At 60.5% G+C, this 20,075-nt stretch carries 22 protein-coding genes; 5 read left to right on the top strand and 17 right to left on the bottom strand.

Annotated features, from left to right (window positions below):
* Positions 1 to 25 precede the first annotated feature (25 nt).
* Positions 26 to 2,845, top strand: coding sequence for an excinuclease ABC subunit UvrA (uvrA, locus tag BQ4888_RS13625; protein ID WP_092057805.1), 2,820 nt, complete (start codon positions 26 to 28; stop codon positions 2,843 to 2,845).
* 9 nt (positions 2,846 to 2,854) lie between these two features.
* On the opposite strand, the gene BQ4888_RS13620 is transcribed toward uvrA, so the two are convergent.
* Positions 2,855 to 3,301, bottom strand: coding sequence for a hypothetical protein (locus BQ4888_RS13620; protein WP_092057804.1), 447 nt, complete (start codon positions 3,299 to 3,301; stop codon positions 2,855 to 2,857).
* Positions 3,302 to 3,543: 242 nt separating this feature from the next.
* On the opposite strand from BQ4888_RS13620, the gene BQ4888_RS13615 reads away from it, so the two are divergent.
* A complete protein-coding gene (locus BQ4888_RS13615) occupies positions 3,544 to 4,047 on the top strand; it encodes a rubrerythrin family protein (protein ID WP_092057803.1) in 504 nt (167 codons plus the stop codon).
* A gap of 197 nt (positions 4,048 to 4,244) precedes the next feature.
* Entirely contained in the window at positions 4,245 to 4,574 is a 330-nt protein-coding gene (locus BQ4888_RS13610; protein ID WP_092057802.1) for a hypothetical protein, read from the top strand.
* 430 nt (positions 4,575 to 5,004) lie between these two features.
* On the opposite strand, the gene BQ4888_RS13605 is transcribed toward BQ4888_RS13610, so the two are convergent.
* The 16 genes from BQ4888_RS13605 to BQ4888_RS13530 form a co-directional block, all read right to left on the bottom strand.
* The gene (locus tag BQ4888_RS13605; RefSeq protein WP_092057801.1) at positions 5,005 to 5,721 is read right to left on the bottom strand and encodes a head GIN domain-containing protein; all 717 of its coding nucleotides are present in this window, start codon (positions 5,719 to 5,721) and stop codon (positions 5,005 to 5,007) included.
* A gap of 55 nt (positions 5,722 to 5,776) precedes the next feature.
* Positions 5,777 to 6,088 (bottom strand): hypothetical protein, encoded by a 312-nt coding sequence (locus BQ4888_RS13600; protein ID WP_140396662.1) that lies wholly within the window; start codon positions 6,086 to 6,088, stop codon positions 5,777 to 5,779.
* An 18-nt stretch (positions 6,089 to 6,106) separates the two neighbouring features.
* Positions 6,107 to 6,847, bottom strand: coding sequence for a hypothetical protein (locus BQ4888_RS13595; RefSeq protein WP_092057799.1), 741 nt, complete (start codon positions 6,845 to 6,847; stop codon positions 6,107 to 6,109).
* Positions 6,848 to 6,858: 11 nt separating this feature from the next.
* Positions 6,859 to 7,167, bottom strand: a complete 309-nt coding sequence (locus BQ4888_RS13590) for a hypothetical protein (protein ID WP_092057798.1) — start codon at positions 7,165 to 7,167, stop codon at positions 6,859 to 6,861.
* A 4-nt stretch (positions 7,168 to 7,171) separates the two neighbouring features.
* A complete protein-coding gene (locus BQ4888_RS17615) occupies positions 7,172 to 8,575 on the bottom strand; it encodes a DUF4384 domain-containing protein (RefSeq protein WP_170232873.1) in 1,404 nt (467 codons plus the stop codon).
* A gap of 47 nt (positions 8,576 to 8,622) precedes the next feature.
* The gene (locus BQ4888_RS13575) at positions 8,623 to 8,976 is read right to left on the bottom strand and encodes a hypothetical protein (RefSeq protein WP_140396661.1); all 354 of its coding nucleotides are present in this window, start codon (positions 8,974 to 8,976) and stop codon (positions 8,623 to 8,625) included.
* Between the two features lie 111 nt (positions 8,977 to 9,087).
* Positions 9,088 to 10,017, bottom strand: a complete 930-nt coding sequence (locus tag BQ4888_RS17610) for a hypothetical protein (RefSeq protein WP_092057795.1) — start codon at positions 10,015 to 10,017, stop codon at positions 9,088 to 9,090.
* Positions 10,018 to 10,098: 81 nt separating this feature from the next.
* Positions 10,099 to 10,500, bottom strand: a complete 402-nt coding sequence (locus tag BQ4888_RS13565) for a hypothetical protein (RefSeq protein ID WP_092057794.1) — start codon at positions 10,498 to 10,500, stop codon at positions 10,099 to 10,101.
* Positions 10,482 to 10,661: a hypothetical protein gene (locus BQ4888_RS17390; RefSeq protein ID WP_140396660.1), complete on the bottom strand. Its 180-nt coding sequence runs from the start codon at positions 10,659 to 10,661 to the stop codon at positions 10,482 to 10,484. Before BQ4888_RS17390 ends, BQ4888_RS13565 begins: the two co-directional genes overlap by 19 nt.
* 125 nt (positions 10,662 to 10,786) lie before the next feature.
* On the bottom strand, positions 10,787 to 11,212 hold the full coding sequence (locus tag BQ4888_RS13560; RefSeq protein ID WP_092057793.1) for a universal stress protein: 426 nt from the start codon (positions 11,210 to 11,212) through the stop codon (positions 10,787 to 10,789).
* 18 nt (positions 11,213 to 11,230) lie between these two features.
* Entirely contained in the window at positions 11,231 to 12,526 is a 1,296-nt protein-coding gene (locus BQ4888_RS13555) for a TRAP transporter large permease (RefSeq protein ID WP_092057792.1), read from the bottom strand.
* A gap of 48 nt (positions 12,527 to 12,574) precedes the next feature.
* Entirely contained in the window at positions 12,575 to 13,069 is a 495-nt protein-coding gene (locus BQ4888_RS13550; protein WP_092057791.1) for a TRAP transporter small permease, read from the bottom strand.
* Positions 13,070 to 13,133: 64 nt separating this feature from the next.
* The gene (locus BQ4888_RS13545) at positions 13,134 to 14,186 is read right to left on the bottom strand and encodes a TRAP transporter substrate-binding protein (protein WP_092057790.1); all 1,053 of its coding nucleotides are present in this window, start codon (positions 14,184 to 14,186) and stop codon (positions 13,134 to 13,136) included.
* 232 nt (positions 14,187 to 14,418) lie between these two features.
* A complete protein-coding gene (locus tag BQ4888_RS13540) occupies positions 14,419 to 15,720 on the bottom strand; it encodes a TRAP transporter large permease (RefSeq protein WP_092057789.1) in 1,302 nt (433 codons plus the stop codon).
* Positions 15,717 to 16,202: a TRAP transporter small permease gene (locus BQ4888_RS13535; protein WP_092057788.1), complete on the bottom strand. Its 486-nt coding sequence runs from the start codon at positions 16,200 to 16,202 to the stop codon at positions 15,717 to 15,719. Before BQ4888_RS13535 ends, BQ4888_RS13540 begins: the two co-directional genes overlap by 4 nt.
* Positions 16,203 to 16,324: 122 nt before the next feature.
* On the bottom strand, positions 16,325 to 17,332 hold the full coding sequence (locus BQ4888_RS13530) for a TRAP transporter substrate-binding protein (protein ID WP_092057787.1): 1,008 nt from the start codon (positions 17,330 to 17,332) through the stop codon (positions 16,325 to 16,327).
* Positions 17,333 to 17,631: 299 nt separating this feature from the next.
* On the opposite strand from BQ4888_RS13530, the gene BQ4888_RS13525 reads away from it, so the two are divergent.
* Together BQ4888_RS13525 and BQ4888_RS13520 are read left to right on the top strand one after the other, a co-directional pair.
* Positions 17,632 to 18,969, top strand: a complete 1,338-nt coding sequence (locus tag BQ4888_RS13525) for a TolC family protein (RefSeq protein WP_170232872.1) — start codon at positions 17,632 to 17,634, stop codon at positions 18,967 to 18,969.
* Complete coding sequence (locus BQ4888_RS13520) at positions 18,966 to 20,072, top strand: efflux RND transporter periplasmic adaptor subunit (RefSeq protein WP_092057785.1); 1,107 nt, start codon at positions 18,966 to 18,968, stop codon at positions 20,070 to 20,072. Before BQ4888_RS13525 ends, BQ4888_RS13520 begins: the two co-directional genes overlap by 4 nt.
* The last annotated feature ends 3 nt before the right edge of the window (positions 20,073 to 20,075 follow it).

Here is a 20,075-nt window from a genome sequence, read left to right as displayed (position 1 = left end):
CACCCATCACGAATCACCGGTTTTCATGGCCAATAAAATCGTTATCAAAGGTGCCTGCGAGCACAACCTGAAATGCATCGACGTCGAGATTCCCCGGGACAAGCTGGTGGTCATCACCGGGGTTTCCGGGAGCGGTAAGAGCACCCTCGCCTTCGACACCATCTACGCCGAGGGGCAGCGCCGCTACGTCGAGAGTCTTTCGGCCTATGCCCGCCAGTTTCTTGGGCAGATGCAGAAGCCCGATGTGGAGAGTATCGAGGGGCTGTCGCCGGCGATCTCCATCGAGCAGAAGACCACCTCGAACAATCCCCGTTCGACAGTCGGCACGGTGACGGAGATCTACGACTACCTGCGTCTGCTCTACGCCCGGGTCGGCCGCGTCCACTGTTCCTCCTGCGGCAAGGAGATTGCCTCCCAGTCGGTGGAGCAGATGGTCGACCGCATCCTCGCCCTGCCGGAAAAGACCCGCCTGCTCCTGCTGGCGCCGATCATTCGGGGCCGCAAGGGGGAGTATCGCAAGGAGTTGAAGCAGCTTTTGGCCGACGGTTTCGTGCGGGTGCGCATCGACGGCGAGATGCTTGAGTTGGCCGAGGAGATCGCGCTCGACAAGAACAAAAAACACACCATCGAGGTGGTGGTCGACCGGTTGGTGGTGAAGGCGGATGTGCGCGGACGCCTGTCTGATTCCCTGGAAACCGCCCTGCGCCTGGCCGAAGGGATCGTGCGGGTGGAGGTCGTCGACGGCGAAAGCCTGCTCTTTTCCGAACAGCACGCCTGCGTCGAGTGCGGTATCTCCTACCCGGAGATCGCCCCGCGCATGTTTTCCTTCAACAACCCCTACGGCGCCTGTCCCGATTGCTCGGGATTGGGGACGCGGATGTATTTCGATCCCGAGGCGGTGGTGCCCAACCCGGCCCTCTCCCTGCGCGAGGGGGCGATCGTCCCCTGGGAGACGCGAGGGGGCGGCGGCTACTACTTTCAGCTGATCGAGGCGCTGGCCGACCATTATGGTTTCGACATCAACCAGCCCTTCGAGAAACTCCCCGAGCGGGTGCGCCAGGTCTTGCTGCACGGTTCAGGCAAGGAGGAGGTGCGCTTCTACTTTGATCAGGGGGGCGGGCGCCGCCAGTATTACCACAAACCCTTCGAAGGGGTGATCCCCAACCTGGAACGGCGTTACCGCGAGACCGATTCGGATGGGGTGCGGGAGCATCTCGGCCAGTTCATGAACGTCATGCCCTGCCCCACCTGCGACGGCGCCCGGCTGCGCAAGGAATCGCTCTTCGTGCGCGTCGGCGGCCGCAACATCCGCGAGGTGACGGCCCTGTCCATCACCGAGGCGGAAGCCTTTTTCGCCGAGCTGCATTTCGAGAAGCAGGAAGCTGAGATCGCCCGACGCATCCTCAAGGAGATCCGCGAGCGGCTCTCTTTCCTCTCCCATGTCGGCCTCGATTATCTCTCCCTCGACCGCACCGCCGGCACCCTCTCCGGCGGAGAAGGGCAGCGTATCCGCCTCGCCACCCAGGTCGGATCCAGCCTGATGGGGGTGCTCTACATCCTCGACGAGCCTTCCATCGGCCTGCATCAGCGGGATAACCGGCGGCTGCTGGAAACCCTGAAGCGGCTGCGAGATCTCGGCAACACGGTGCTGGTGGTGGAGCACGACGAGGAAACGATCCTCGAAGCCGACTTTGTCATCGACATGGGCCCGGCGGCCGGGGTCCACGGCGGCGAGGTGGTGGCCCAGGGGACGCCCCAGGAAATTCTCGCCAACCCGGCGTCCCTGACCGGGCGCTATCTCTCCGGCGAGCTCTCCATTCCCCTGCCGGCCCAGCGGCGGCAAAGCGAGCGTTACATCGAGGTCAAAGGCGCGGCGGAAAACAATCTCAAGGGGATCGACGTGAAAATCCCCCTCGGGGTGATGACCTGCGTCACCGGGGTTTCCGGCAGCGGCAAGTCGACCCTGGTCATCGACACCCTGTACAAGGCGCTCTCCCAGCGTCTTTACCGCAGCCGCGAGAAAGCCGGCAAGGTCGACGACATTCTCGGCCTGGAGTCGCTCGACAAGGTCATCGACATCGACCAGTCCCCCATCGGCCGCACGCCGCGCTCCAATCCGGCCACCTACACCGGGGTCTTCACCGACATTCGCGATCTTTTCGCCCAGTTGCCCGAGGCCAAGGTGCGGGGCTACAAACCGGGACGGTTTTCCTTCAACGTCAAGGGGGGGCGCTGCGAGGCTTGCGAAGGGGATGGCATCCTCAAGATCGAGATGCACTTTCTGCCCGATGTTTTTGTCACCTGCGAGGTCTGTCGCGGGGCGCGCTACAATCGGGAAACGCTGGAGGTGAAATACAAGGGGAAGAGCATCGCCGAGGTGCTGGATATGACCGTCAACCAGGGGGCGAAGTTTCTGGAGAACATTCCGCGCATCAAGAACAAGCTGGAAACCCTGCGCGACGTGGGGCTCGGCTACATCAAGCTCGGCCAGAGCGCCACCACCCTTTCCGGCGGCGAGGCGCAGCGGGTCAAGCTGGCCAAGGAGTTGGGCAAACGCGCCACCGGCCGGACCATCTACATTCTCGACGAGCCGACGACCGGACTGCACTTCGCCGACATCCAGAAGCTGCTCGACGTGCTCCAACGGTTGGTGGAAAGCGGCAACACCGTGGTGATCATCGAGCACAACCTCGACGTGATCAAGACCGCCGACCACGTTATCGACCTCGGTCCCGAGGGCGGGAGCCGCGGGGGGGAGATTGTCGTCGTCGGCACGCCGGAGGATGTAGCACGGGATTCCCGCTCCCACACCGGCCGCTATCTGCGCGCCTATCTCAACCTGTAGGATCGGGGCTCAGGCGGGGGAGATTTCCCGGATCAGGTCGCCATTGACGATATAGTGGGCATCGGAGCTGTAGAGACAGAAAAAGCCGGGGGTGGAATTGACGTAATCCTGCAGGCGGCTTTTTCCGGCGGGCATGGCGATGGTGATTTCCCCCTCCAGCAGCTCGCCGCCGTAGAAGGTCAGGCGCACGCGGTTGCGGTCGCCGAATTCCGTATCTTCGTCCTGAAGCGGGTACCGGACATGGGTGATGGAGCTTTTGTTGACCAGAGCGAAGCGGCCGCTTTTATCCTTGAAGGGGAAGAAGACATCCGTCTCGCGAAACATCTCCACCATCCGCTGCGGTCCGCTGTGGGAGGGACTGAAGGGGCTGAGGAAGAGGATGCCTTCATGCACCACGCCGTCGGCGAGAAAGAGGGTGACGTGGACTTCCAGTTTCTCCACCCGGTAATCGTTCATCGAGCCGTCTCCTGATCGGGAAGGGGGGGGTCTTCGTGGATGTGAACGATTAATGCTAAGCCCTTTTCCCGAGCGAAGCAAGCAAAAGGCGGATCGGCCCCCTGTGGCGGAGCTCCGTTTCGATTGACAGAAAACCTGAGGCGGTTAAAATTCAAGCCTGTGAACATGCCGCAGTTCCCGGGCGCAAGCGTCGATAGCGGGAACATGAAAAAGACTCAACCCATCGATCAGGGAGTAACGGAATGACGGAAGAAAGCAAAACCCGTAAAAATCTTCAGGAAGCCTTTGCCGGGGAGTCTCAGGCCAACCGAACCTATCTGGCCTTTGCAAAAAAAGCCGAGCAGGAAGGTCTGTTGCAGGTGGCCAAGCTTTTTCGGGCGGCGGCCGATGCCGAGACCGTCCATGCCCATGCCCATTTGCGGACCATGGGCGGCATTTGCGACACGGCGGAAAATCTGCGCACCGCCATTGGTGGGGAAACCCACGAATTCACCAGCATGTATCCGCGTATGATCGCCGAAGCCGAGGCGGAAGGGGAGCAGACGGCCCTGCGCAACTTCAAGTTCGCCAATGCCGTCGAGCAGGAGCACGCCGCGCTCTATCAGAAAGCCCTCGACAATCTGGGGCGCAACGAGGCCGTTGACTACTATGTCTGTCAGGTCTGTGGCCATACCCATGAGGGTGAGCCCGCCGGTTCCTGCCCGGTCTGCAACGCCGCAAAGAGCGCCTTCAAGAAGATCGACTGATTTCCCTCCAGCCGGAGCGCCGGGGTGGCCCGGCGTTCCGGTTCTCCCCTCCCGAGGTTTAATCCCAGGCCTGCTCCGCTCCGCGAAAAATCATTTCATGCCGAAGTCATCTTCGGGCCGAAAACCGGTTCCCGGGAATGTCGCGGTCAGGTGTTTCCGCGATTGTTATTGCCCGGAAAGGGAAGAAGAGAGGTTTTATGGAAAAGTGTCCGGTATGCAAGGAAGAACAAAAAGGCAAGTACTGGTGCAAGGCGTGCAAGACGGTATTTCTTTGCCCGGCGCCGGGGTGCGGTGCTCAAATCGGTAAGCCGGGGGTGGAGGTCTGTCCGCGCTGCGGGCTGCTCTTCAAGGAGTATATGGAGTCCCGCAAGATGTATCGGCAGTGTCCCAAGTGCAAAAAGAAACAGGGGCTTTCCGAGCCTCAGTGCAAGTTCTGCAAATATTGGTTCAACTGCCCGACCTGTGGGCACAAGGTGCCATCGACCAGCATGTTGACCTGCCCACGCTGTGCCACCCCTTTGCGCTGATCTTCCGTAGGCGCCAAAAAAAACAAAACGGGCAGCCTAAGGGCTGCCCGTTTTGTTTTCGGATTGTTTGTCCTTCCGCACGGGAAGGCTGCATGAGTCGGAGAGTCAGGTTTGTACGCCCAGTCGGGGCAAAATCCAGCGGTTAATGACATACCACAAAACGATAAGTCCAATAAACCAGAGAAAATCCATCTTCGAGACCTCCTTTATTTGATTTACAATATATATCAAAAATAAGTTTAAAGCAACGAGTCTCGTTATTTTCCCCGGATCTTTTCCATCGGTGAAGATCGCCCCACCCCTTTAGCAGGGATGAAATCAGAAGTGGACGTCTAGATCTCCGGGGATTAAAAAAGGAAAGGCGTCGAGTTGACGATGTGTTCATGGGAATCAAAAAAGGGCGACTCCTTTGGAGACGCCCTTTTTCAACTCAATCAACAGGGGTGATATCTCCCCAACCGGTGATGTTTTTTACCACTTCCCCAGGTTGCCCGGAGTAACGGATACTGCCGACGCCGCTGATGTCCCCTTGTAACCGTTTGTCGGCATGAACCTCGGCGGAACCGGCGCCGCTGATCGCCACGGAAACCTGCTGAGCCTTCAATTCCCCGGCGACAAGTCCCGAGGCCCCATCGATTTTGGCCTTCAGTTCGTCGACCGCCCCGTCCAGGGTCATGGTGCTGGAGCCGGAAAGTTCGACGTCCAAGGTCTCCCCTTTAAGATTTTGTACCTGAAACTCGTTGGCACCGCTGGAGCGGATCAGGTTGAGGGCCTCCACCGCAATGGTCAGGGTCATGGGCGCGCTGGCGCAGATCGATTTTTTCGAGGTGACGCGCAAAATCCCGTCTTGAACCTCGGTCAGGATCAAGGGAAGCAGGTTGACGTCAGCGGAGATTTCGACGCTTTGATCCTTTTGACAGGTAATCCGTACGGTGTAGGCGCCGTCAACTTCCAATCCGTGAAAGGCCGGCAGGGAGCGGCTTTCTTCCTTAGCGGAGCCGCTCCCTTGAACGCAGCCGCTGACGTTACCGGTATTGACGATGTTGGAACCGATATTGATCTGGACGGCTCCCCATCCTTGTCCCGAGAAAAGTAGAATTCCGGTACAGGAAAGGATCAGGAATGTTTTTAGGTGACGAGCGCGCATGGCTGCTCCTTAAGATCTGTGTGATTGATCATTTGTGTGCCCTTGTGGTCGATGACTACTTGATACTGCCGAAGGGCTTACCCAGTTCATCCTTTTTGACCTCACCGTTACCGACCTCGCCGAAAACCCGGCTGTAAACAAGTTTGGCTTCGCCGGTCGCGGTGTCAGCCATGAACAGACCGAAGCCGCCGCCTTTATCACCGAAGTCGGAACTCCAGGATGAAATCTGATAGCGACCGTAGTTCGGCGGGCCGAAATTGTTGGCGCCGACGATGTCGCCGGCTCCGGCCAAGAGCATCACGGCCAGGGCGGCGAGCAGACCCAGACAGAAATATTTGAAACGACCTTTTTGCGGCTGAATATCCATGGGGACTCCGGAAATCATCTATTTTTTTCCGTTGGCGGTGGTGAAATCATCCACTTGAGCGCCCTGCCCTTCGACGTCAATGATTTCCCGGTCGGTGATGATGTTCTGCCCCAGAACTTCCGAGGCCTCTTTCAGGTTGAGCTGCATCTTCACATAGGCATCCCCTTCCGGGGTCCAGCCGTATTCAGTGAGCTCCGCCATAAAGAGGGTCGCCATGACCTTGGTTTTAACCACATCCGAGGTCAACATGAAGTTTTCTACGGTGGTATGGCTTTCCAGTTCGAAGCCGACCAGTTGTTTGATCAGTTCCTTGTAGGCGTCGAGTTCCGCCGCCCGCAGAGCCTTAAGGGGACCAGCCTCCTTGGGGGTGGAGGTGGCGAAGCCGACACGCCGGAAGACCTTGTTGCCGAGGTTTACCGTCTGCCCATCGATGTTGGTGATGCTCGGCATTTTTACCGAAGCTGTGACCTGAGCGATATCCTGCTTGGCGTCGTAGATGACCTCCTCGAAGACAATCCCCTTGATCTGGGCGGCGGTCTTTGATTCGGTATTGCCGATGAAACTTGCGGAAACCATGTCTTCCACCCGCTCCTCGGCCCGCAGCTTGAGACCATAAACCGATTCTACCAAAGCGCGTTCCGCCATGACCTTCGCGGCCTTGACACTCATGATGCGTTTGTTGCCGGCCACGGCCGGCGTTGCCACCAGCATTAGGCAGCTCAGCACAGCCAGAAAAAAAACAGGATACTTGCTCGGCATGTCAGGCTCCTCTATTGGGCGGGCATTCTGGTTTGCTGCCCGTCAAAGGTGATGGGTTTTTCATCGACGGTGGAGAATTTACGACTGTAAACCTGCAGATTGATCGATCCGTCCTGTAGGTATCGGGCCTCAGCTTTAAGTTCGAGCTTTCCGTCCCGAGGGAGTTCTTCCTGCTCGAGGAGTTGTTGATTGAGTTCGGACAACTCCTTCACCCGCTCCTCGACCATGACACGATTGCCCGCGGTCGCCAGGGCGGCGCCGGGACCAAAGGCGCTGATCAGCAGGGAGATCGCGACAATATGTTGAGTCTTGGTCGGCATTTTCTTACCATTCCTCGTCGCTAAGCTTCCGCCCGACCGAACCACCGCTCGATGCTGGTGCCGGGGCCGGCGCCGGTGCGGTTTTGGGTGCTGGTGGCGGGGTCGGCTTACTGGCTGCGGCAGCCGCGGCGGCCTTGCTGGCCTGAGCCGTCCGCGATGCCGGCTGTGAGGGGGCCGGAGCCGGGGCTGGTGCGGGTTTGGGAGCCGGTGTCGGGGTCGGAGCGGACTGCACGGTCGCGGGTGCCGGAGTCGGTGTCGGCAGCGGCGGCGCTGCGACAGGGGTGGCGGGCGGAGTCACGCCGCTGAGCAGCATATTCCGGCGCCCGAGGGTGGCCGGTTTAATGGGGACGGACTGGAAAAGCTTGCCGTAGGTTTCAACGCTGATGCTGGCCGTCTGCATAGAGACGGAGGAGTCGACTGCGGTCAGGGCCGCCAGTGTCGGCTGATCGAGAACGCCGTTAACCGGAACGTTGTGTCCCATGAGGAAGAGCCAGACCTGCGCCTTGGCGATCCGTTGTGCTTCGCTGCTGCGGTAGAATTCCTGGGAGATGGAATCCATGACCACCTGGTCCGGTTCGGCATCTTCACCAAGCAGCTTCCAATAGGGGAGATTGAGGTATTTTCCGACAATCTGCATCATACTGGCTTCCACCAGCAGTCGTACTGCCGCATGGCGACCTTGAACCTTTTTGATCGAGCCTTTGCGGCCGAAGGTGGGGCCGAAGAGGGTGATGCCGATTTCCCGCTCGGCCATACCCTTGCTCACTTCCATGCTGTTGGTGGTATTCATGCGAGGAATACCGGCCATGGTCTGAAAGTCAAGCAGGTTGAAATCGAGAGTGATGCGGGCCAGTCCGATTTTGTCCGTGTCGCTGTAATCGAGGCTGACCGATTTGGAGGGAACCCAACCAGGAGCGTTGGTGAAGGTCGCTTCAGCCCCGGCATCGGTCCCTTTGCCGCGCGTTTCCAGGCCGCGGTCGAATTCGGTGATGCCGCCGCTGATGACGACATCGGGGATCAGCTTGTTATCGAAGTTTGAGTAGCCAGTCACCATCTGGTTCTGGATGAAGGCGGGATCGTAGGGGATGAAGGTCACCTGTCCGCCGATGGAATTCAGCGAACTCTTGATTATTTCGGTGATGTCCCGGGGGATTTCCCCGCCGGTACTTCCCGAAGTTCCAGTATTGTCGCCGATGGGATTGCTCTGGATCTTGACTATCTGAGAGCCGTAAATTTCGGTCATGAGCCCCAGATCGCGCAAGGCCTGGGTGTAGGAGGTTGATTTCGCCTGAGGCGCCGACTCTGGCAGTTGGACGTCCACGTTAGCCGGATCGAGGCCGGCGCAGGCGGCCAGCAGCAGAAAAAGCGGCAACAGCAGATATCGACAAGAGCGAGCAATGCTTTCCATCTATCTATCCCTTCATCACTGTATGCGATCCACCGGAACGGGTTCGGTTATTCAACCACCTGGGTCTTGTCACCCTTGCTCTGGTCGATGATGATGATGTCCCCTCTGACGTTTCCGCCCGGACCCATGATTACGCTGTTCATGTTCCCTCCGCCACTGGTGCCGGCCATGCCTTGTTCTTGTCCGGCCTGGGCGCGCACGTTGGCGCGGCTTTTGGCATCCTGGACGATAAAGCTGATATTGCGGTCCTTTTCCCCCAATTCATCGTATTTACTCACGCCGTCATCAGTGAATTTGCTGATGCCGTCATCCAGGTCATCCGCCAGGACGACACCGGTGCCGGCCAGGAGTAAACCGACGAGCAGAAAGAGTGTGCCCCAGTATTTGCCTGTCATCACCATGGTCCTTTCTTAAAAGGAACCCGTCACGCCTGGCCGGCATCGACGGGCTCATCGGGTCTTGCCATGAAATCGCCGCCCCCGCCCTGAGCGGGGGCGGCGTATTGAACGGAATTACTTAACCGTCACCGAGCCCATGTTGGCTTCGTTGCCTTTGCCGATGGCGATGTTGGCTGCGCCCTGAGCGTTGGAAGTATTGATGACCGCACCCTTGACGGCGGAGTTTTGGATATTGGTGGAGCCCATGTTGGCGGTGTTGTCCTGGCCGATAGCGATGTTGGCGGCGCCCTGGGCGTTGGAGCGGTTGATCACCGCGCCCTTGATGTCGGAGCCGCTGATGTTGGTGGAGCCCATGTTGGCGGTGTTCCCTTGGCCAATGGCGATGTTGGCGGCGCCCTGAGCGTTGGATTGATTGATTACCGCACCCTTGACGGCCGAATCTTTAATGTTGGTGGAGCCCATGTTGGCGGTGTTGTCTTTGCCGATGGCGATGTTGGCTGCGCCCTGGGCGTTCGACTGGTTGATGACGGCGCCCTTGATGTCGGAACCGCTGAGGTTGGTGGAGCCCATGTTGGCTTCATTGCCCTCGCCGATGGCGATGTTGGCGGCGCCTTGGGCGTTGGAGGTGTTGATCACCGCGCCCTTGACGGCCGAATCTTTGATGTTGGTGGAGCCCATGTTGGCGGTATTGTCCTTGCCGATGGCGATGTTGGCCGCACCCTGGGCGTTGGACTGGTTGATGACGGCGCCCTTGATGTCGGAGCCGCTGATGCCGGTGGAGCCCATGTTGGCTTCATTGCCCTGGCCGATGGCGATGTTGGCGGCGCCTTGGGCGTTGGAGGTGTTGATCACCGCCCCTTTGATCGCCGAATCGCTGACGCCAAGGGCGCCCATGGCGGCTTTGTTATCCTGGCCGATGGCGATGTTGGCGGCGCCCTGGGCATTGGACTGGTTGATCAGAGCTCCCTTGATGTCCGAGGCGGCGAAAGCGCTAGCACTGGCCAATACGAACATCCCTGCGACGATTGCGACTTGCTTCTTCATGTTTCCTCCTTCGTTGTTCCCCGTTGATGAGTGCCGTTACGGCGGTTACGGGTTCCTCCCGTGTGTTGAAACCCGGTATTTCTATTTAAGCATTCTTCCGGTTTCGGTAAATTCCACCGAAACATTGGCGAGCCCCCCGATGCTGTCGACGCGGGTGCTGGTTTCAAAAAATCCCGATTGTCCCTGCGCAATGGGCAGGTTGCGATTGACTTCTACATCCATGGCTTTGAGCACGGAATGATCGGAGCTTTTGAAGTAGACCGTGGCAAAGCCGGTTACGGTGGAGAAACCGTTGTTTTTAACCCGACCGCTGACCACGAGAATCCGACCGTCCGAATGGAGGTCGGCGTTGAGATCTTCGATTTCGAATTGCGGGCCGGAAAAGGTGAGCGGCCGGGAAATTTCCTGGGCAGCCACCGGCATTGCCACTAGAGTCAGCGCAACAAGGAACAGAAGTTGGAGTGTCAAAAGCCGAGAAAACATTCAGGCATTCCTTTGGGACTTTCCCCTTGGGTGGATGGGTCAGGATGCTCGCGCCAGCGCACGGCAATGCCGGGAAACCATGTCATGTCTTGTCGGGATTTTTCATTTGGTGGGGCCGGGAATTCCCCCAATTCACGGCGGTTCATCGAATAGATCTTCATTTTACATGAAGACGCCGGGTTTTTGTCAATAGGCCCCGCCAACTTTTCTTTAGAGTTTTTTTTAACTTCTCGTGATTCCTTGTATTTTTGGCCGAGTCCAACTCAGGTCGCGCCCGGATTTCCGCTCAGAAAAGCAGAACCGGACAACTGACGTTATGCAGGGCATAGTTGGCCACCGAGCCGAAGAGCATGTCGCGGATCTCGCCGGTCCCCCGCCGGCCGAGAATGAGCAGGTTGAAGCTCTCTTCTTTGGCGATGCGGCAGACGACTTGCCGAGGTGATCCGGAGGCGAGGCGAATCTCTGCCGCCACGCCGCCCCGGGCGAGGTTTTCGCGGTGCGTCTCAAGAATCTGCCGGGCGGCTTTGCGTGCATGCTCCCGAATCATTTCCACCTGGAAATCGGGAATCATGCGGTAGTTCAGCTTGTCTTCATCGAGAACATGGAGCAGGGTGAGTTCGCCGAACAACCGCCGTTGGTCGCGGATGATCCCTTGGATGACGCGCGTCGCGGTCGGCGAGCCGTCGAGGGGGACGAGAATTTTGTCACTCATGGCAGGCGTCCTCCGGGGCTAACCGCCGTAGCCGTAAATCAGGCGCGGCAGGAGCAGAACGAGATCGGGCCAGAAGGTGAAGAGGAGCAGCAACAGAATCTGGATCATGAGAAAGGGGAAGACCGCCCGCGAGACATAGAGCAGGTCACGATTGACTGTCGCCCCGGAGATATAGAGGCTCACGCCGAGCGGGGGGGTGCAGTAGCCGATCCCCAGATTGATGGTCATGAGCAGGCCGAAGTGCATGGTGTCGACGCCGAACTTGGCGAGCAGCGGCAGAAAGATCGGAGTCAGGATCAGGGTCGCCGAGATGATGTCCATGAACATGCCGATGACCAGCAGCAGAATGTTCACCGCTAGAAGAAAGACCCAGGGGGACTGGATATTGCCGACGACGCCGTTGGCAATTTTGTCGGGAATCTGTTCGAAGGTCAGGTATTCGCCGAAAACCGAGGCGCCGGCGACGATGATGAGCAGGGTCGCCGAGGTGATGGCGGAAGCGACGATGACCTTCTTCACGTCGCGCAGACGCATGTCGCGGTGAATGACGATCTCCACGAAAAAGGCGTAGAAACAGGCGACTACCGCCGCTTCGTTGGCGGTGAAGATGCCGCCGTAGATACCGATGAAGATGATTGCCGGCAAGAGCAGAGCCCAGAAGCTTTCCTTCAGGGTGGCGACGGCTTCGGCCAGGGTCGGCCGCGGACGGACGGCGTAACCCTTGGCCCGACAGACGAAAAAGGCATAGATGGACATGGCGAGCATGATCAGGGCGCCGGGGATGAAGCCGGTGAGAAAGAGCGCCTCCAGGGAGTCGTTGGTGACCATCGCGTAGAGGATCATGGCGATGGACGGCGGGATGACGATGCCGAGAATCGGCGCCGTCGTCATTACTCCCACGCTGAAACTCTCGTCATAACCGTTGTCGATCAGCGCCGGGATCATGAAGCCGCCGATGGCGACGGCCGTGGCCACGGTTGAACCGGAAATGGCGCCGAAGAGGCCGCAGGCGAGGATGCCGGCCATGGCCAGCCCGCCGGGAAGGCATCCAACCAGGACGTTGGCGGTCTTGATCAGCTTTTCGACAATCGTCCCGGTAGTCATGACGTTGCCGCAGAGGACGAAGAAGAGGACCACGATCAAGGCGAACTTGTCCATGCTACGGTAGAGGACTTCGATGACAATCCGGGGATCGATCCCCATCAGCCAGGAAAGCCCGAGCAGCCCGGTGAAGAAGAGCGCCATGAAGACCGGTACAGTGGTGGCAAGAGCGCCGAGCAGTACGGCCAGAATGATCAGATAGCTGTTTTCCATGAACCTGTCGTTGCTGAAGTAAAAGGGCTCCGATGGGTCAGGCGCGGATCAGTCTTCCCGCTCCCCCTGCCAATCCTCGACCATGACGACCAAGGTGCGGAAAAACATCATCGCCCCCACCACCGGCAGGACGGCGTAAAAATACCATTCGGGAATCTGCAGGGTCGGTGTGCGGGCATAGCTGTCGGCGTACATCTCCAGGGTCAGCTGTCCCCCCAGCCAGACCAGGGTGGCGGAAAAGGCCAGGACCGCCAGATGGCTGAAGAGGGTGAGTGCGCGCTTGAGAATGGGGAGCATCTGCGGCAGGGCATCGATGCGGATCAGGGAACGGTGGCGCACGGCGGCGCTGCAGCCGACAAAGGTGGTGAAAAAAATCACCTTGCGCACCACTTCATCGGACCAATAGAGGTTGATGTCGGTGGTTTTGCGCAGCACGACATTGGCCATGGCGGCGCACAGGGCCAGACTGACCGCGAGAAAGAGCGACCAGTCTTCGATGGCGGCGATGGTTCGGTCGATAGTTTTGAAGGTTTTTTTCAGCATGGAAAAAATCCCGAAAAAGCCGGGGAGACATGCTCCCCGGCCGGATTTTGGCGGGCGTGACGCATCAAGGATTGAGCGCGGCCTGAACCTTGTTCAGATAGTCCTGACCGATCTTTTTTCCCCAGGTGTCCAGCATCGGCGCTGCCATCTCGATCAATTTTTGTTTGTCGTCGTCGGAGAGAGTGAAAAATTCCACCCCCTTGGCCTTGGCGTCGGCGATCATCGCCTCATGCTGGGCCTTGGTCAGCGCCCGCGAGTTGGCGCTCTCCTCCTCGATGGTTTCGATCAGCACCTGTTGCAGGTCGGCCGGCAGCTTGTCGAACCAGCGTTGGTTGATCATGTGGATGAAGAGTCCCTGGGCGTAGTTCACTTCGGTGAAGTATTTGGCGATGTCGAACTTTTTGGTGATGTTACAGACCGTCGGGGTGTGGTCGAGGCCGTTGATGACGCCGGTCTGCAGCGCCTGGGGGACGTCGGGCCAGGGCATGACCGTGAACTTGAACTTCCAGGCCTTGTAGAGATCGGTGTTCACCGGCGCCTCGGCGATACGGAAGTTGACCTTGGCGGCATCGGCCAGGGTCCGCACGGGGACGGTGCTGGCCCAGCCGTAGGTGCCGTAGCCGGTGATGTCGACGACCTTCAGGCCCGCCGGCTTGGCGCTCTCGGCAAATTCCCGGAAAAGTTCTTCATTGGCGCGAAATTTATCGAGTTTTTCGAAGGTATCGACAACGTAGGGCAGGTTGACGATGCCGAGCTTGTCAGCGACGTTGGCGGCCGCCACCGACGAGCACATAATCCCTTGGATTGCGCCCATCCGCAGTTTGCTCAGCACGTCCTTCTCGCCGCCGAGCTGGGAGAGGGGGCGGAAGTCCACATAGAGTTGGCCGTTGCTGCGCTCCCAGACCTTGTCGCGAATCCGGTAGCCGGCGGAGATCCCCTCCATGGCGGGATGGGAGACGTTGGAGAGCAGATAGGTGTACTTGGCGCCGCTCGGGTCAAAGGCCGGTTTCCAGGATGCCAGGGGATCGGCCTTGTCGTCCGCGAGGACTCGGCCCCCCGGCAGGGCGAGCAAGGCGACGAGCAGCAGGAGGAGCAGGGAAAGAAATCTGGAAGCCATGAAATTTTCTCCTTTTAAAAAGAGGTGAAATGACGGGCCAAGGTGTTTATGTACGAAAAACGAATCGTGTTCTGGCAAGAAAAACCGCGTTTGATTATAAAGCGAAGGCGATGGTTTGGCTAGTCGGAAGGGGCGGGGTACTGGTGGGACAAGCGGATTTTTGGCGGAATCAAAATAAATTCGGTTGAACTACAGCCCCCGGAGGTCTGTGCCTGGGGGGACTGTGGTTCGCTCACTTGATCAATCCGGGCAGGAAGAGGGCCAGCTGCGGGAAGAGGAGCAAAATACCGGTGCAGGCGAGCAGCGCCAGCAGGTAGGGAAAAACGCCGCGAAAGATGGTGTGCAGGGGGATGTCCTTGGCGATACCGTGCACGACGTAGACATTGATTCCGACCGGCGGGGTGATGACCCCCATCTCGGTGACCAGCACGATGACGACGCCGAACCAGATCGGATCGAAACCGAGGGTCTGCACCACCGGGAAGAAGATCGGCACGGTCAGCATGATCATGGCCAAAGAATCCATGAAGCAGCCGCCAAAGAGATAGATCAGGATGATCAGGGCCATGATCGCATAGGGAGGCAGGGGCAGAGAGCCGACCCAGCCCGCCAACTCGAAGGGCACCCGGGTGATGGCCATGAACTTGCCAAAGATCACCGCGCCGGTGACGATCATCATGACCATGCAGCTGATGCGGGTGGTGTCGCGCAGGGCCTGGATGAATCCCTGCCAGCTCAGTCGGCGCCGGAACAGGGCCAGGACGATGGTGAGAAAAGCACCGACGGCGGCCGCTTCCGTTGGGGTGAAGAAGCCGAGGAAAATCCCGCCCATGACCAGCACGAAAAGGATCAGGGTTTCGATGATGCCGGCGAAGGAGCGGAGCTTACGCTTCAGTGAGGTCTTCGGCCCCGCCGGCGCCAGGGCCGGGTTGAGGCGCACCCGCACCATAATGGTGATGAAAAAGAGGGTGCAGAGGAGGATGCCGGGGAGGATGCCGGCGGCGAAGAGCTTGCCGATGGACTGCTCGGTGATGATGCCGTAGACGATGAAGATCACGCTCGGCGGGATGAGAATGCCGAGGCTACCGCCGGCGGCGACGGTGCCTGCAGCTAGCCCCATGTCGTAGCGCCGCCGCTGCATTTCGGGGATGGTCACTGTGGCCATGGTCGCGGCGGTGGCGTTGGTCGAGCCGGAGATGGTGGAAAAGCCGGCGCAGGCGCCGATGGTCGCCAGGGCCAGACCGCCGGGGCGGTTGCCGAGCATGACGTAGGCGGCATGATAAAGACGGCGGCTGATTCCCGACTGGTAAGCCACCTGTCCCATGAAGACGAAGAGCGGGATGACGGTCAGGCCGTAGGAGGAAAAGGTGTCCCAGATATCCCGTGCCAGTAGGTTGAGGCCGGCGTCGAAGGTGACGACAAAGCTGAATCCTGCCAGGCCGAGGATGGCCATGACAAAACCGACCGGCATCCGCGAGAAGAGGCCGATGACGAGCAGCAGGATGCCGAGAATGCCGATGGTGGTCATGCTCATCTGCGAAAGGCTCCTTGCAGGTGCCGAACGAGATCGGAGAGCAGCACCAGACAGACGACGGCGGCGGCGAGGCCGATTCCGTGCACGAAGGGATAGAAGGGGAGTTGCAGGGTCAGGGAAACCTCGCCGGAACGCCGCAGGTCTTCGGCGTAAAGGACGGACCGCCAGGCGATCAGGGCAAAGAGGACCAGGCTCAAGGTCGAGGTCAGGGCGTCGACCGCCTCCCGACCGCGCCGGGGCAGCAGCTGGACCAGGACGCTGACGGCGATGTGCCCTTTTTCCACGCAGGTATGGGCCATGGCGAAGGCCACGGAAACCGCGCCGAAAAAGGAGACCAACTCATAGGTTCCGGGAATCGGGCGGCTGAAGAGGCGCAGCACGACGTCGGCGCAGGTCAGCAGCATCATGGCGACAATGGCCGCGCCGGCCAGGCCGAAGAGAAGCCGGGCGAGAAAGCCGGCGGAGGTTTCGAGGCGGTGCATGGCGGATATTTCCTTCGTGCCGGAAACCGGCCGTGGACTGCGAGTTGGGTCGGACAGGACGATTCAGCCCCGCCACCCGGGTGGGTGACGGGGCTGCATCCTGGCTTGGACCACGGAAATGATTATTTGGAGGCTTCGGTGATCAGGGCGCGGAGCTTTTCCACGTGGCGGGCGCCGTCCGGGGTGTTGGCAATGTAGTCGTTGATCACCGGTTCCACCGCCTGGCGCCAGCGGGCGCTCTCCTCGGCGGAAAGGGGAATCATTTCGTTGCCGAGACCGAGGGTGAAGGCCTTGCCCTCCTCGTCGGCTTTGTCCCAGACCTCGCCATGGATGTTGACCCACTGGTTGGCCACTTCCTCAACGATCTTCTGGTCGGCTTCCGGCAGGCTGTTCCATTGCTTCAGATTCATGACCACGAACATCGCCGTGGTGTAGCCGATGTCGTAGCACTCGGTGGTGTACTTGATGACCTCCCCCTGTTTCCAGCCCTTGAGGGTTTCGATCGGCGCGAAGGTACCGTCCACCACCCCTTTCTGCAAGGCCTCGTAGGTATCCCCCTGAGGCATGGCGACCGGTACGCCGCCGAGGGCCTCGACCACCTGGGCGCTGAGGCCGGTGGCACGGATCTTCATCCCCTTGAGGTCTTCCAGTTTGCGCACCGGTTTCTTGGTGTGGAGCAGGCCGGGACCGTGGGCATGTACGTAGAGAACCTTGACATCCTTGAGTTCCTCGGGATTGACCGCCTTGGTGAACTGGTCGGCGACCTGGGTTGCGACCTTGCCGTTCGGATAGCCCATGGGCAGGTCGAGGGCGGCCGTGACCGGGAAGCGGCCGCGGGTATAGGCGAAGCAGGAATTGCCCAGATCGCTGATGCCGGTGACGACGCCGTCATAAACCTGGGGTGCCTTGGTCAGGGTGCCGCCGGCGAAGGGGGTGATTTTGATACGCCCTTCGGTGCGTTTTTCGACTTCCTTGGCGAAGTCGGTCGCGGCGATGGCCTGCTCGTGGGTCGGCGGAAAGAAAATACTGAAGGTATAGGCTTTGGCGTGGCCGTCACCGGGGTTGAGGAGGAATCCCGGCAGGGCCAAGAGACCGGTCGCAAGCAGGAAAAGGACGCGTTTCACGTGCATGGGAACCTCCGGATGAAAGGGTTGGAGTATGGCTGAATGTCTGACGACGGGCACCGTCGGTGACCCGGGGATGTCAAGATAAACTAAGGAAACATAATGGAATTTCGCAAAAATAAACGAGCCCCGGGGAAAGGTCAAGGAAAAACCCGGCGGCGCGATCGCCTCGGGAAGACCGGTTCGGAGTGCGAGCTGCTTGCCAGTCGGGGGGGATGAGGTATTTTTTAAACGGAGTTCAGATTGGCTGCTTGCATACAGATTCAACTTCTTATATATATAAAATATCGAAACGGAGGTGGCCAATGAAGATGGGATCGGTACTCGTGCTGCTGGCAGTGCTCCTGGGCGGAGGGCGCGCTCTCGGCGAACCCCTCGATCTGCGGCAGGCGGTGGCCGAGGCCGTGCGCCGGCAACCGCAGGTGGAGGCGGCCGAGGCCGAGGCGCGTGCCGCCGCGGCGGCCGTCGGTGCCGCTCGCTCCGGCAGGCTGCCGCGTCTGCTTTTTTCCGAAAGCTTTTACACCACCGACGAGCCGGCCGGCAGTCTCTTCATCTCTATGAACCAGGAAGATCTGCGTCTCAGCCAGGATGCCGATACCTATAATTATCCCCCGTCGCGCAAGGACTTCGAAACCCGTCTGACCCTGGAGCAAAACCTGTACGATCCGGATGTCGGCTATGGGGTGAAGCGGGCGGAAAAAGGGGCGGCTCTGGCCGCGGCCGGGGTGCGGCAAACGCGGCAGGAAATCGCCTTCGCCGCCTTTCGCGCCTACCTTGAGGTGCGACAGGCCGAGGCCGCCCTGGCCTGGGTGGAAAGTTCCCGGGCCGAGGCCGGAGAACTCCTGCGCCTGGCTCGCGAGCGGCAGGCCGCCGGGATCGGTCTGAAGGCGGACGTGCTGCGGGCCGAGGCGCAACAGGGACGGAGCGAGCGGATGGCCATTGCGGCCAAGAACGATCTGCGTCTCGCCCGTCTCGGCCTGGGGCTGGCCCTGGGTCGAGACGGGGAAGAGGTGGAGATCGCCGAGAACAGGGACGTCCCCCCCCTTCCGCCTGAACTCCCCCCGGTTCCGATGGCGCGGGCCGACCTGGAAGCGTTGGCCTTGAGTGTCGACGAGGCCGAGCTCGGCTATCAGCAGGGGCGTGCCGCCTATCTGCCCCGCCTTGGTCTGAGCGCCAGCTATGCCTTTCACGATGAAGATCTCCCCTTCGGCACCGATGCCGCTGCCTGGACGGTGCGGGCCGGGTTGAACTGGGAATTGTTTGACGGCTTCCGGCGGTCGCATCAGCTGGAGCAAGCCGCGGCCGAACAACAGGCGCGGAGCGCGCGCTTGCGGGAAGCATCGCGCCAGGCCCGTTTTCAACTGGAGGAGGCGCGCCTGCGGGCGCGGGAGGCCGGGGAACAGAAGGCCGTTGCCGAGAAGGAATTGGCCGCCGTCGGGGAAAGCCGGCGGCTGTTGCTGGAACGCTACGAGGCGGGGCTGGAAGAGCTCTCGACCCTGCTGGCGGTCCAGGAAGCCCTCGATCGGGCGCGCTACGAAAGCGTCGCCGCGGCCAACCGGGAACTTCTCGCGACGGGCAACATCGCCTATCGCAACGGAACGTTTTTGCAGACCCTGGGCATCGATGGGGAGGATAAACCATGAAAAGATGGCTAGGCCACGGGGGGGTGCTACTGGCGCTCCTGTTGTTCGGCTGCGGTGGGACCGGCGACCAGTCGAGTCCAGCTTTGGCCGGCGAGGCGATCAAGGGGCTGACCCTGGCGACGGCGACGGTTTCGTCCCTGGCGACGGCGGAAGCCTATGTGGCGACCCTCGAAAGCTCTGATCGCGCGACCCTGGCCGTGCGGCTCGACGGCCGGGTGGCGCGGCTTCTGGTGCGGGCGGGTGAGCGGGTGGAAAATGGCCAGTTGCTCGCCATCATCGCCGATCATGGCGCGACGGAACAGCGGCGCGAGGCCGAGGCGGCCCTGGCCGGGGCGCGTAACGGGGCGGCCGCCGCCGAAGCGCGCCTGCGTCTGGCGGAACAGACCGAGGCCCGCTATCGTCGGCTGTTCGAGCGTGAAGCCCTGACCGCCCAGGAGTTCGACCGGGTGCGCGCCGAATTGGAAGAGGCCCGCCAGCATCTGGCGGGGGCGCGGTCGGCGATTGCCCGGGCCGGAGCGGCGCGGGACGGCGCCGATGTCGTACTCGCCCACAGTCAAATCACGGCTCCCTATGCCGGGGTCGTCGTTGCGCTGCTGGTCAAGGAGGGAGGGACGGTCTTTCCCGGCGCCCCGTTGCTCACGCTCGACCGCGCCGGGCGCACTCTGGCCCGGGCCGATCTGCCCGAATCTCTGGCGGGGCGGATCGCTCTAGGCGGTGCCTTCACCGTGGAAATCCCGGCTCTGGGTCGGGAGTTGATGGGAACTGTTCGCGAGTTGATTCCCGCCGCTGATCCGGCAAGCCGGACCCTTCAGGTGAAGATCGAGCTGGCGACGGATGAGTCCCTGCCGGCCGGACTCTTCGCCCGGGTGCGACCCCACGACGGTGACAGGGTGGCGCTTTTGATTCCGGCGGCGGCGCTGGTCCGGCGCGGACAACTCGACGGCCTCTATGTCGTGGAAGAGGGCATTCTGCGCTACCGGCTGGTGCGGACCGGCCGGGTCGTCGGCGAGCGGGTGGAGATCCTCTCCGGCCTGCGCCCGGGAGAAGTCCTGGTGGTCGACGGCGCCGGACGGACGAAGCACGGCGCCCGGGTGGAGAACTAAGGG

This window comes from Desulfuromonas acetexigens (assembly GCF_900111775.1).
In the GTDB taxonomy this organism is placed as follows: domain Bacteria; phylum Desulfobacterota; class Desulfuromonadia; order Desulfuromonadales; family Trichloromonadaceae; genus Trichloromonas; species Trichloromonas acetexigens.
Note: the sequence above shows the minus strand (reverse complement) of the source record. Positions and strands in the feature narration are given on the sequence as shown.